Here is a 12,511-nt window from a genome sequence, read left to right as displayed (position 1 = left end):
GAAATGGCAGCATTAGGGTTTGCCGGCGTATTGGGGTGCTGGTTCTATATGGGATCGGTATTAAAAAGGCAGTTTGAAAAGGCGTTTTTATCCACGACATTCATTGTGGTAACGCCTTTATTATTTTTATTATTGGTGATTGATGATCCGGTGATTATTTTACGCACCGGATTGTTTTTGTGTCTGATGTTTTACGTCGGATACTTCGATTTTAAGACAAAAACGATACCCCGATTTGTCCATCCCCTGATTTTGTTAGTGGGTTGTCTTGGGATCAACGGGGAATGGTTAATGAAGCAGGCCATCCCTGGGGCAGTGACGCTGGGAAGTCTGATGGCTGTTTCTGGCTGGCTAATTAAAAAAGCGACCAAACAGGATCAGGCTATTGGCTTAGGGGATGTTAAACTCGTCACCGCTTGTGGGTTTTATCTGGGATGGGATGCTGGCGTAACCGGTCTAATGATCGGATTACTCTTAAGTATCCTATGGTCCCGGGCCAGGCATCTGAAGCGCAATGAAGTGTTTGCCTTCGCACCATTTCTGTGCTCGGGTTTTATGATTGCTTTAATGCTGTTAGAAAGGATGGTGTATCAGTGAAAAATGGAGGTAAGATGCTGATTGGTTTTTTTGTAGTCGTCTTTGCGTTGTTATTATCCTGGGTGATTGTGCCCCTAGGCACAGGAATGATTGGCAATACCACAACGATTGTACGGGTCAAAGAAACCATCCGGGTGGGGGATCAACTCACCGAACGGAATGTTGAGGAAGTGGAGGTTAGCGGATATAACTTGCCGGCTAACGCCATCAAAAATAAGAATGAGGTCATTGGTAAGTATTCCACCGCAAAGCTGGAATCCGGTGATTATGTCCTGCAAAGCAAGTTGGTTAATGACATGATCACCAGTGGGAACTATATGAGTGCCCTGGATGGCGGGAAACAGATTATTTCGGTCACCATCAAGGACTTTGCTAATGGGATTTCCGGAAAGCTGATGCCTGGCGATGTGGTGATGATTTTAAATAATGCCGAAGCAGTGGGTAACCGCAGCACCGTTTATCCCGAACTGCAATATGTCAAAGTTCTGGCGGTGACCACCCAGACCGGGGTGGATATGGGTGGAGAAAAACTCTCAGATGATACGGAGCTGCCGGCGACGGTGACCCTGCTGGTCAATAAAGCCCAGGCCCAGCTGCTCACCGGTTTGGAAAAGAATGGTAATATCATCTTTGCCCTGATGTATCGAGGGGATGAAGATACAGCCAACCAGTTTTTACAAAAACAGGAAGAAGTATTTAAGGTGGGTGGCATTTAAGTTGTTTCCTCGGGAAACAGGAAATGATGGATTGGACGATTTACGATCTTGTTTCCTCGGGAAACAAAATGATCAGGAAACGGAGGATATAATGGAGCAAAACCAGGAACCATCAAGCAGGTTTATGGGAATGCGTTGTGATTTTCAACGATTGAGAGAATTTTTAAAAGACAAGAAGATAATTTTTATTGATCCGAAAAGCGAGCATCACGCAATAATGGAAAAGGAGGCGTCAGTATGGAAGTAATCACCGTATGGGGATCCCCGGGGGGTGGGAAAACAACTCTCAGTCTGGAGTTGGCCAAGAAAATCAGTGAAAAAACAAAGGAAAATGTGGTTCTGATTTTCACCGAAGATCAGGCCAGTCCCTTATCCTATCTCTTTCCCAGTCTCAATAAGGAAGGTGGATCTCTGGGAAAGATTATTACCATGGCCGGGTTTGACCAGGAAGAACTGCTAAAAACGTTAGTCAATCACCCCAAGAATAAATACCTGGCCTTTTTGGGATACCGCAGTGAGGATTCCAAGCTCAGTTATCCGGAGGTGGTGGAACCCCAGGTCATTGACCTGTTTGTCACCCTGGGCCAGAAGTTTAAATATGCCATCGTTGATGGTCAATCCAACTTTCACAACGATTGGATTACCCAGTATGGATTACGTTATGGAAAGTGTGTGATGGTCGGTGGCGGTGATTTAAAAAGCATCGCCTTTTTTAATGGAACCACTGCCATGCTCCAGGACTTTACCGGGTTTCGGGACAATGTTATCCGGGTATTGAATAACCCCTGGGATTTTGACTCCTGGCTGCTGGTGGGGGATAAATACGGGGGCGTCGATTATGCCTTTCCTTACAGTATGGATATTCAGATGGCTTATCTGGAGGAAACATCCATTAAGTCCCTTAAACAAACCAAACGGAATCGGGAGTTTGTGGATGCACTCAACCAGTTAAGTCAGGAGCTGATCCAGGAAGAAGAAAGTAAGGATCAGAAAAATAAAAAAAGAAAATCGGGAAATCAAAAAAAACGGCAAAAAAAAGAGCGCATTAAAAAAGAAAAAAGTCCGAAACGTAAGCTTTTTAAAATTCCATTTAGAAAAGCGAAGGAGGAAATCGAATGAACAGTCAATACAAGCGCAATCAGGAGCTGCTGGATCTGATCGGGCGTATTCAACAGTATATCAGCCGAACCAATTCCAAGGCGCTGGGTGATGTCAAAAAAAATGAAGCGTTGATTAAGAAAGATATTCGTAAGTATATTGAAGATCATCGTGTATTAATCGATGGATACACCAGCATTGAGCTGCTTAATCGGATCTTTTCAGAAATGGGGGAATACGGGATTTTAACGCCTTATCTGGAAAATGAGGATAAGGAGCTGGAGGAAGTCAATGTCAATAGTTTTGATAGTGTGGTGCTGCATTATAAAAATGGGGATGTGGTTCGTGCCCCGGAAACTTTCCTGTCAGCCGAATCAGCCAAAAACATCATGATCCGATTATTATTTCAGCAATCAGAAAAAACCTTATCCGCTGCAACACCTGTTGTGACTGGGTACTTAAAAAATAATATTCGAATCACCGCAGTTTGCCCACCGATTATCGATGAGGAAAGGGGCGTTCAGGCATCAATCCGTTTTGTCAATCCCAGTAAACTAAGAAGGAATGATTTAATCAGGAAGGAAACCCTCACAGAGGAAATGTTTGATTTTATCAATCTGTGCGCTTCCAGTGGCTTGAGTGGGGTTGTAGCCGGATCGACCAGCTCCGGAAAAACGACAACTTTAGACGGAATTCTCGGAGATGTGGATAAACGAAAGCGGATCGTTTCCATTGAAGAAAATGTCAGAGAACTGGATTTAGTAACCCGGGATGAAAATGGGATTATCGATAATAACGTGGTTCACTGGAAAACCCATGGGTCGATTAACTCAAGAGAGTTATTAAAAACAGCCCTGACCTGTGATCCGGATATTATCGTCCCCCAGGAAATGAAAGGGGAAGAAGCTTATGCTGCCCAGGAAGCAGCCCGAACCGGCCATGCGGTTTTGACAACCACCCACGCCAACTCCTGCCGGGCAGCCTATACCCGGATGCTGACCCTCTGTATGATGGATTCTACTTTGGAGGATAAGGTGCTGTACCGACTGGTATGCGAAGCCTTTACCATTGCTATCTTCTGTAAGCGTCTGGACGATTACTCCCGAAAAGTCATGGAGATCACCGAATGTATTGTGGATGAACATGGGAATTCAAACTTCCGGACGTTGTATGACTATGAAATTGACAGCTCGGAAAAAATTTCAGATGAAAAGACAGTCATTAAAGGACATTTTGTTAAGCGTAACAACATGTCAAAAAGTCTGCAACAGTGGCTGATTACCAATGGTGTTCCGACCCGTACCCTGGAGCGTTTCATTGATAAGCAGTTAGACGAGGATGGAAAGGCGCGATGAACGGGATAAGCTTTTTAATTTTTGCGCTGCTGATTGCGGGCCTGTGCCTGTTATTTAACGTATCCCCTTTTGATCTGACAAGCCAGCTCATGGATCGGGTCGTCAATGATAAGCAGGATATTCAATCGGTGATTAAAAAGACCGTCCCGAAAAAGCGAAGGTTACTATTTCGAAGGTCGCCATTTCAGGGACTGACCACAACCATCCGGGAAGCCCAGATGATCTTAAAAACAACCAATCGGGAAAGTGTTTTTACCATTCTGGTGATGGCAGCAACAATTCTGTTTATTGTGGGTCTGATTCTTGGATTAATGATGGAGAACATTTTAATATCAGCAGTGCTTGGCGTTGGTCTGGCTTTATTCCCGTTCTGGTACATCAAACTGGCAGAAATAACCTATCGGAAGGAATTAAATGATGAACTCAATAAAACACTGTCGGTGATCACGACTTCCTACAGTCGATCACGAAATATCATCAAAGCCATTGAGGAAAATTTGCACCATATCAATCCACCCCTGTTGCCGGTGTTTGAAGCCTTTGTCTTTGATATCAGTTATATCACGGCGGATATTCCCGGGGCACTGCTGGAAATGAGTGAAAAGATCGATAACCAGATTTATAAGGAGTGGTGCCGGGCGGTGATTGCCTGCCAGGACAATCCCAACCTGATTGAAACGCTGCCGGCGATTGTCCGTAAATTTACGGATATCAAAGAAGCGAATGATGACTTTGGAACGGATATGCATACGCCGTTGCGGATTGTTCTCACCATGGTTTTTATGAATGTCGGTGTGCCGGTGCTTTTTTATTTCATCAATAGAACCTGGTACCTGGCACTTATGGATTCATGGGGCGGGAAGATCATTCTGGCCGTTGTACTGATGATCATTTTTATCTCCCTCAATGCTGCAATAAAGGATATCAAACCCATCGAATACAATCGTTAGCAAAAGGAGGCTAAATAATGAATAACACGGCCTATTTAATCATTCTGGCAATGCTTTTTGGTTATGGATTATTTCAGTTGGTCGGTGGCATTTTTGATGTGCCATCCCATCGGGAAATAAAAACAATCATGGCAGTTGGCAAAAAAAAGAAGGAGAAGGTCAACTTTCTGGATGCCTTTATCTTTAAGGTATCCCATTTGATTCTGCCCTATGTCCGGCTCAATCCCTACAAACGTAAAAAAATGAGCAATGCCCTAAAATCCCTGGGATCTTTGGATACCCCGGAAATGGTCTATGGACGTGCCTTTGTGGAGTCCGGTATTTATGCCGGGTTGGGTTTAATCCTGGTATTTGTTCATCCGATTTTTACGCTCATTCTACTTTTTTATGCCTTCTGGCGATTTTCAGATCAAATCGGAAAGATTGATCAGTTAATGCGGAAACGTCGTGAAAAAATTGAATGGGAATTACCCCGGTTTGTCAATACCGTCCAACAGGAAATAAAAAAACGACAGGATCTGTTGGCGATCCTGATTGATTACCGTAAAAACTCGGACGGCGAACTGGGCGAAGAAGTAGAAATAACCATTGCCGACATGAAAACATCGGATTATGAAAATGCGATATCCCGGCTGGACGCCCGGGTGGTCAGCTCCCTTTTATCGGATGTAACCCAGGGCTTAATTGCAGTTATAAGGGGCGATGATATCGTGGCTTACTTTGAGCAGCTGGGGATTCAATTGCGGTCTTTTGAAAAGAACCGGTTGAAAAAGGAAATGAACCGGCGACTGGAAAAAATTAAAAAGTACCCCTATATTTTGCTTTTTACATTTCTGCTCATGGTGGTTTATGCCATTGGTTATGACATTATGACCACACTGCCAAGTATTTTCGGATAGGAGAGTTCAAATGAAAGTAGATAAAGGTTCAGCCATTTTGGAGTTTTCGATATTCTTCCTGTTGGCAATGTTTATTTTAACCTTGATTATGGGGGTTTTACCGGTCTGGACACAGTATCAGAAGTTAAACTACATCGCCCATGGTGTCTTGCGGGATGCGGAGCTAGTGGGGAATACCGGGAATACAGTAATGGATACTTATGAATATTTGCAGGCAGAAACGGGATTAAAAACAAAAGAAATCAGTTTTAACGGAACACAGTATATCGGGGGGACAAAAAATGTGCAGATTAACGATCCGATCCAGGTAACAGTGAAGTCAGATTTTGTCTGGTTCAGCAGTTTTATTGGGGGTGGTTTCAACATTGAACTGGTGGCTCCTGCCAGTGGACGAAGCGGAGTGTACTATAAATGATGGGATTGACGGAGCTATTTAAGAAAAAAGATTCTGGGATGTCTGTTCCCATGGTTGCGGCACTACTGCTAATTCTACTGATGCTATTCTGTGCGATGTACGAGTATTTAAGGGTTGTATCCATCGTTATGCAACTGGATCAGGCGGTGGAGCAGTCGGTTCAGGGCGTGGCGATAGAAAACTGGGACGAGGTTTATCAGGGTGTCCGGGAAGGTTATGCCGGGACGTATACGAAAGCCGAATTAACCGATGACTGGGAAGAAGTGATGAACCGGGAACAGATCCTTGCTCAAATGAAAAAAATGATCGAATTTAAGGTGGCGGGCAATACCTGGGTCAAGGAGGATGATGCCGGCAATGTCTTGTTTTCCTTAAAGCCAAGGGATACAACGGTGAAAATCACCAACACCCAGCTGGCAGCAGCGGAGGGGGATGCCCTTACCGTAGAAACCACCAATACCATCACGGTGCCCTGGCGGTTTTTGGGAGCCATGTTTAACGCTCCCCCGATTGTGGTGGAGCGGGTAACGGTATCTGGTTATACACCAAAGTTCTAGCAGCGCATTAAAAAAATAAAAATCCAGAAAGGTTGGGAGGGAAATAAATGTGATGAATAATATAACGGAATTAAAGACGATGGTTCAGATAGAAGTAAATGAGGAAACACCTTGTTTACTGGCAAAAACAAAACGGCTGGTTGATATTTTAAATGAGATTCAACCCAATGATTACTGGCACACGGATTATTTTCATGCCCCATTTAATGAAAAAGATATGAAGCCGATCCTGATTAAAGGTCTGCACTACCTGGAAAGATTTCAAAAATATTACATAGAACGCTGTTACGAGGAAAAAATAATAGCCCCTTATTACACACGGGAGATGATGGGACGCCAGTTTATGGTGGCCTGCAAAGCTCTGATGGCCATTGAAACCGGCCACTATAAGGATGCATACCATCGTTTATGGTATTGCGTTTCGGGACACGGAATCTATCATATGGATTCATGCATCAATTTAAACGAGTATTTAATCTATCGTTCTTTAATTAGTTGTTTTATTCAATCACTTTTGAAACAGGAGCAGGTGATTAAAAAGGCAAGCTTGTTTCCTCGGGAAACAAAACGGAACAGGAAATCGAAAAAATCAGATGGATTGAGGGGAGTGAGATCTTGATCATTATTTTAGTTTTGCTAACGGGTCTTGTCATGATTGAAGCTGTTTGGTTAAAACGATTAAAAAAAGAAATTGAGCGAAAGGAAGTAAAAATAAATATGCTTGAATGTGCTATAATGAAGCTTAAGAGAGAATAAAAAACGAGGATGAGACAATGACTGATCAGAAATATACTGAAACCTATCAAGTGATCGAAGAAACAAGGGATCGAAGCCAAAAAGAAAAATACTGGAATATTGGTTTTGGACTGAATAAGATCGATCAGCTAAATCCTTCCGAATATCTGACCAATGAATTACTTCCGGATCATTTCAGTGGCAAGCTGACCTATCAGGAAGTTGAAAATGCCCTGGTCAACCATTATCAGACCTTGCCGGAAGATGACCAGGTAAAAGGCGAGCGAGAATGCGACATAGTTTCGACACGGATTGCTTCTCTGCTGGATAACGCCGGCTTTGTTCTAAGTCCGGTATCGCTTAAAGGCATTCATCGGTATCTCTTTAAAAATATTCTGCCGGCGGAATGGGTTGGTGTTTTCAGGGAGAAAAATATTTATAAAAAAGAGCCGGTTCTAGGCGGTGAGAGCGTTTCTTATGCTAATTATTTCATGATTGAAGATACTCTGGCCTATGACTTTGAGACCGAAAAAAAGAAAAATTACGTCAGTATGGACGATCAGGAAAAAGTCGGCAGTATTTGCAGCTTTACTTCTTCCATCTGGCAGGTGCATCCCTTCCGGGAAGGAAACACCCGAACGGTGGCGGTATTTATGGTTCAATATTTAAATGGTCTGGGTTTTCAGGTGAATAATGATCCTTTTGAAGATAATGCGCTTTATTTCAGAAATGCTCTGGTACGGGCCAATTATAGCAATCAAGTAAAAAACATCAGTCATACCGATGCCTATTTGATCAAGTTCTTTGAAAATCTGCTCTTTGATCAGGATTATCCACTGCTCAATCAGGAAATGCAGCTTATTTCTGAAGATGAAAAAGAAAATGACTGGGAACCGGAAATGTAGTTTTGTTTCCCGAGGAAACAAAATAATAACAGGAAACAGCGTAAAATTAAAATAATGAGATTAACATAAGGGGACAATTTGAGAATTGTTCTTTTTTTATTGATCAAAAAGAAGGAGTGAAGCCATGGAAATGTTACTAATCGGTTTTGGTTTAATCACAGTTGTGGAAGGGTATCTTATTGTCAAGCAGCGTAGACTGCTGGATAAAAAGGAGCTGATGATTAGCCGGTTGGAAACAGGGATTGAAAAAAGAAAACAGCCTGCTGGATAAATGTTTCCGATGGGAAAGAAATTTGTCGGCAATAAAAATAAAATTATAAATATTAAAATTAAACCTTGACAAGAAGTTGATTATGGTTTATTCTGATATAATTTTTAGATGATGAAAGAGAGAGGTAAAATGATGAAAACAAATGTAGCAGCTTTAACCACCTGGTTGGCAAAAACAACGTTGAAACAGCGGATCGTTCTTGGTATTGGCGGAGTTCTGATGACTGGTATGATTGGCCTTGGCATTTATACAATTTTACCCAACAATACAGATACCTGGCAGTCCACTGCCGATGAAAAAACAGTGAAGGTACAGGATATCAATACCGAAAAGACAACGGCGGTAACCACCACCCCGGTGGAAAGCAAGGTGGTTGAGGCCCAAACTGTCACCAATGATAACAGCACCGTGGTCGAAAGCAACGTGACCACCGTTAATACCCCGGCAATTGCATCAGAACCGGTCTACACCAGTGAAGAAACCGGTGGACATTACGAAGCTCCCCAGGACACCTATGTTGAGCCAGCTTATGAAGAACCAGCTTATGAAGCGCCGGCAGCGGAGAGCAGTGGTGGCGGATGGAATGGTGATTTAGGGGCGACAGAGGGTGATTCAACTGGGAATTCATGGGGCGATGGATCTGGTGGTTTTGTGAGCAATTAATATGGATAATGGATATTTAAGAGAACAATTTTCGGATTGTTCTTTTTTTATGCAGAAAATAAGGAGGAATGAATGGATGTGCATGTAAAAAGTCATTTCAGGTCACTGTGGTTAGTGATGCTGACTGTTTTACTGACAGGTTTTTTTTGGGGAATGACACCCATGGTGGCCCGGGCTGAAGATAATTCCAGTACCGTGCCTGGGAACCCGACCTATACTGAAGATGCCTTCTACTACAGCGATCAGTATATGTGGAAGGTTTCCTTGTTTGTGGCCAAGTCAGATACGGTCAATAAGGATTCATCGAACATGAATGAATTTTACCGGATTGGTAATCAGGCTGTTTATCTGACTCCAGTTTCCAATTGGAATGGCTGGGCAGCTGGTTCTCGGCCATCGAATATCTCCGGATTATTCTTTTCCAAGGAAAACAAGGTTGATACTTTAATGGAACTCCAGAGTAAAGGCGGGGATGTCAATGCACTGGATCCGGTTCAGCTTGCATCAGGTAGCGGTATTTATTTATTAAAGCCTCCTGTACAACCACCTTATGTCCCACAGCTCAGTGATGGCGATATTTACGACAACGGTGTTATTTATGGGGATTCAGTGGGCAGCATTACCAAGGTAGCTAGTTATTTCAATAGCCTTGATACGATCAATACCGTTCTCAATTTCTATGCCGGTAAACAAGGGGTGTCAAAGGAAGACCTTGTCAAAAATCTGGAGTTTACCATTGATGGCGAAACCCGAACCGGCTGGAATCCGAAAGGGATTTTACCCGATGCAATCAGTGACAACCCCACCAATCAGGTGGAATGGCTGATCGTTTATGAGCCGGTATCGATTGTCTATGTGAAGGATACTGCCCACCCGGGATCCTATTACGGTTATGCTTTATCAGCTACTGATTTTGCAGTTTCTCAGATTAACCATCAGATGGACTGGCGTTACGATGAAACCCGCTGGACGGCCTGGGCCGGACAACAGCCGGATGCCTGGAAGCCCAATGCCAATCGGCAGCATGTCTCCCGGTTGGCATTTTTGCTGATGGGAAACTCAGTCATTACCAATAGCACCTGGTATGGGTTGGCAGCCGGCTCCGGGGTAGACCAGAATGCTGCCATTCCTTTTAATCGCTGGTTCAGCGATCAACAGGTCAAATATGGCGGTTGGGGTATGGCTCGGGCACTTAAACCCGCCGAATACAATAAGCCCCGGGATAACGATTATCGGCCCAATACCGATGTTATTTTAAGTACGCCGGTTTACTCCAATATCAATGCGACCCCCGGGAGTGAGCTGACGGTGACTTATAAGATCAACGGCGAAGTGATTGGTACCGATTCGCTGGTGGCTCCGATGAAAACCGAGTCCTACAGCTATTTAAAATGGCATACCCCGGATGTCAGTACAGTAACCAGCTATGATCTGGAAATGTCGATTTCACCTTATCCGGAGGGTACCATCAATTGTGGTGGGAATGAGTACACCCATCGGACGCTGACGATCCGGCCATTGGAGGAAAGTACCCCACCGGATCCAAAGGTGGGTGATACGATGCCCACCGATCTGCCGGCCAACCTGGTACCGCCAACCAGTGTACCCGGGGAAGATACCACTGATGAAACGGTGGCACCGGTGATCAAATCGGTCAAGGCTGTCACAGAAGCACCGTACTATAAGAATGAAACGGTCAAAATTGAAGTGGTGACCAATCGGGCCACCAAGAATCTGACCTTTACCAATACAGACAGTGGTGTCGGGAAACAATTTGGATCCGATTCCCTGGGTGACGGGATGCTGATCAGCCGGTCGGTCAATGAGCTGGCCAATGAGATCGTCTGGACGATTGAATTTGTTCCGGCCAATCTGGGAACCAATCGTTATGCCTTTAAATCCCTTAATGCTGCTGCCGGTGAGAGTGAAGCGTATGCGTTTGACGTAGAGGTTGTGGTTGATCCGGATCTCCCGGTTATCTACGACGTGCTTATCAATCCGGTACAGGCTGTATATACCTTATATGAGGAAGTGATCAAAACACCGCTCACCTATGAGGTTTATTTTGATACCAACGGTGGCAATGACATAGGTGCCCAGAGCGCTGAATACAATGCGCTGCTGACAGAACCAGGTCAACCGACCCGGGAGGGATATTCGTTTAAAGGGTGGTTTAAAGATCCTGGTTTTGCTTATCCCTGGAATTTTGAATCGGATCGGATTATGGGAGTCACCACACTCTATGCCAAATGGGAAATAAACACCTATTTAATCCATTTTGATCCCCAGGGAGGAACTGACACTTTTAGTTCGATTACGGTCGAATATGGCTCAAATATCGAAGAACCGACACCAATTCCAACCCGGAGTAATTATGTTTTTCTGGGATGGTTTAAGGAGATTGAATGCAATACCCCATGGAACTTTACTGAAGACACCATTGCCGGCGACACGACCCTTTATGGGAAGTGGGATGCCACCGCTTTAACGGTCACGTTTGACTCTCAGGGTGGCAGTCTGGTTGGTTCAATCAGTGCTGATTATAACATGATGATTACCAGTCCGAGTGACCCTTTCAAGCCGGGATTTACGTTTAAAGGCTGGTATCAGGACGCAGCATGCAACACTGTCTGGACATTTGCCAGTGATCGGGTGCAGTCGGATTTAACGCTGTTTGCCAAGTGGAATGTTAATCTGTATACGGTAAGCTTTGATTCCCTGGGCGGGAGCGCTGTGCCGGCACAGACGGCACAGAATGAGTCGGTAACGACAAAGCCGCCCGATCCGATCCGAAGCGGGTATTCGTTTGGTGGCTGGTTCAAGGAAGACGCCTGCATTACGCCCTGGGATTTTGGAGTTGATACAGTCACCCAGGACACGACCCTATTTGCCTTATGGACAGCGGATGAAGCAGCGATTGAATTTGTCACCAATAACGGTACCGACGTACCGAAGATGGTTGGTGCCACGGATCGGGAAATTCTTGATACGAGTATGCCGATCACAGTCCGGGACGGGTACACCTTTAATGGCTGGTTTGCCAGTGCTGATTTCAGCGGGGATGTCGTGACCGCACTACCTGATAAGTATCCGGTCGATGGCTTAACTTACTATGCGAAATGGGAAGCCAACCCATCGGTGATTAGTTTTGAAGAAAATGGTGGAACGGAAATACCGGATTTAAATGGTGTCACCGATCAGGAAATCACTGATCGAACCATGCCGGTGCAAAACAGAGTTGGCTATACGCTAAGATGGTTTAAAGAAGCTGATTTTTCCGGTGAAGAAGTCAGTGAGCTGCCAGAAAAATATCCGGTTGATGGGATTACCTATTATGCGAAATGGGAAGC

Annotated in this window: 14 protein-coding genes; all 14 read left to right on the top strand. The window is 44.3% G+C overall.

All coding sequences use genetic code 11. The features are described 5' to 3' along the window. Positions 1–3 precede the first annotated feature (3 nt). Complete coding sequence (locus tag A3KS_RS0107940; protein ID WP_026394470.1) at positions 4–597, top strand: prepilin peptidase; 594 nt, start codon at positions 4–6, stop codon at positions 595–597. Further along, positions 594–1,313 (top strand): Flp pilus assembly protein CpaB, encoded by a 720-nt coding sequence (gene cpaB, locus A3KS_RS20550; protein ID WP_156913227.1) that lies wholly within the window; start codon positions 594–596, stop codon positions 1,311–1,313. The genes A3KS_RS0107940 and cpaB overlap by 4 nt, the downstream gene beginning before the upstream one ends. 237 nt (positions 1,314–1,550) lie before the next feature. Then, on the top strand, positions 1,551–2,432 hold the full coding sequence (locus A3KS_RS0107930; RefSeq protein ID WP_026394469.1) for a hypothetical protein: 882 nt from the start codon (positions 1,551–1,553) through the stop codon (positions 2,430–2,432). Continuing rightward, positions 2,429–3,766, top strand: coding sequence for an ATPase, T2SS/T4P/T4SS family (locus tag A3KS_RS0107925; RefSeq protein ID WP_026394468.1), 1,338 nt, complete (start codon positions 2,429–2,431; stop codon positions 3,764–3,766). The genes A3KS_RS0107930 and A3KS_RS0107925 overlap by 4 nt, the downstream gene beginning before the upstream one ends. Next, on the top strand, positions 3,763–4,716 hold the full coding sequence (locus A3KS_RS0107920) for a type II secretion system F family protein (RefSeq protein WP_026394467.1): 954 nt from the start codon (positions 3,763–3,765) through the stop codon (positions 4,714–4,716). The genes A3KS_RS0107925 and A3KS_RS0107920 overlap by 4 nt, the downstream gene beginning before the upstream one ends. Positions 4,717–4,733: 17 nt before the next feature. After that, entirely contained in the window at positions 4,734–5,615 is an 882-nt protein-coding gene (locus A3KS_RS0107915) for a hypothetical protein (RefSeq protein WP_026394466.1), read from the top strand. 10 nt (positions 5,616–5,625) lie between these two features. After that, positions 5,626–6,030: a DUF4320 family protein gene (locus tag A3KS_RS0107910; RefSeq protein WP_026394465.1), complete on the top strand. Its 405-nt coding sequence runs from the start codon at positions 5,626–5,628 to the stop codon at positions 6,028–6,030. Further along, on the top strand, positions 6,027–6,587 hold the full coding sequence (locus tag A3KS_RS0107905; RefSeq protein WP_026394464.1) for a hypothetical protein: 561 nt from the start codon (positions 6,027–6,029) through the stop codon (positions 6,585–6,587). Before A3KS_RS0107910 ends, A3KS_RS0107905 begins: the two co-directional genes overlap by 4 nt. A gap of 52 nt (positions 6,588–6,639) precedes the next feature. Next, on the top strand, positions 6,640–7,206 hold the full coding sequence (locus A3KS_RS0107900) for a hypothetical protein (RefSeq protein WP_026394463.1): 567 nt from the start codon (positions 6,640–6,642) through the stop codon (positions 7,204–7,206). After that, positions 7,203–7,343, top strand: coding sequence for a hypothetical protein (locus A3KS_RS23460; protein WP_156913225.1), 141 nt, complete (start codon positions 7,203–7,205; stop codon positions 7,341–7,343). The genes A3KS_RS0107900 and A3KS_RS23460 overlap by 4 nt, the downstream gene beginning before the upstream one ends. 17 nt (positions 7,344–7,360) lie before the next feature. Continuing rightward, complete coding sequence (locus A3KS_RS20545; protein ID WP_051355740.1) at positions 7,361–8,227, top strand: Fic family protein; 867 nt, start codon at positions 7,361–7,363, stop codon at positions 8,225–8,227. 124 nt (positions 8,228–8,351) lie between these two features. Further along, entirely contained in the window at positions 8,352–8,498 is a 147-nt protein-coding gene (locus A3KS_RS23455) for a hypothetical protein (protein ID WP_156913224.1), read from the top strand. Positions 8,499–8,630: 132 nt separating this feature from the next. Beyond that, positions 8,631–9,161 carry a hypothetical protein gene (locus A3KS_RS0107880; protein ID WP_156913223.1) on the top strand — a complete coding sequence of 177 codons (531 nt, stop codon included), beginning with the start codon at positions 8,631–8,633 and terminating at the stop codon, positions 9,159–9,161. A gap of 72 nt (positions 9,162–9,233) precedes the next feature. Beyond that, a partial coding sequence (locus A3KS_RS20540; RefSeq protein WP_035355681.1) for an InlB B-repeat-containing protein occupies positions 9,234–12,511 on the top strand: 3,278 nt, incomplete at its 3' end.

The organism is Acetobacterium malicum subsp. dehalogenans DSM 11527 (genome assembly GCF_000472665.1).
GTDB lineage: Bacteria > Bacillota > Clostridia > Eubacteriales > Eubacteriaceae > Acetobacterium > Acetobacterium malicum.
The sequence above is the reverse complement of the archived record's forward strand: the minus strand, read 5'-3'. Positions and strand labels throughout refer to the sequence as shown.

Bases quoted from the DNA above. Each gene is read 5' to 3' on its own strand.
- A3KS_RS0107940 (WP_026394470.1), top strand. From the start codon at position 4: ATGGCAGCATTAGGGTTTGCCGGCGTATTGGGGTGCTGGTTCTATATG.
- A3KS_RS0107930 (WP_026394469.1), top strand. From the start codon at position 1,551: ATGGAAGTAATCACCGTATGGGGATCCCCGGGGGGTGGGAAAACAACT.
- A3KS_RS0107925 (WP_026394468.1), top strand. From the start codon at position 2,429: ATGAACAGTCAATACAAGCGCAATCAGGAGCTGCTGGATCTGATCGGG.
- A3KS_RS0107920 (WP_026394467.1), top strand. From the start codon at position 3,763: ATGAACGGGATAAGCTTTTTAATTTTTGCGCTGCTGATTGCGGGCCTG.
- A3KS_RS0107915 (WP_026394466.1), top strand. From the start codon at position 4,734: ATGAATAACACGGCCTATTTAATCATTCTGGCAATGCTTTTTGGTTAT.
- A3KS_RS0107910 (WP_026394465.1), top strand. From the start codon at position 5,626: ATGAAAGTAGATAAAGGTTCAGCCATTTTGGAGTTTTCGATATTCTTC.
- A3KS_RS0107905 (WP_026394464.1), top strand. From the start codon at position 6,027: ATGATGGGATTGACGGAGCTATTTAAGAAAAAAGATTCTGGGATGTCT.
- A3KS_RS0107900 (WP_026394463.1), top strand. From the start codon at position 6,640: ATGAATAATATAACGGAATTAAAGACGATGGTTCAGATAGAAGTAAAT.
- A3KS_RS20545 (WP_051355740.1), top strand. From the start codon at position 7,361: ATGACTGATCAGAAATATACTGAAACCTATCAAGTGATCGAAGAAACA.
- A3KS_RS23455 (WP_156913224.1), top strand. From the start codon at position 8,352: ATGGAAATGTTACTAATCGGTTTTGGTTTAATCACAGTTGTGGAAGGG.
- A3KS_RS0107880 (WP_156913223.1), top strand. From the start codon at position 8,631: ATGAAAACAAATGTAGCAGCTTTAACCACCTGGTTGGCAAAAACAACG.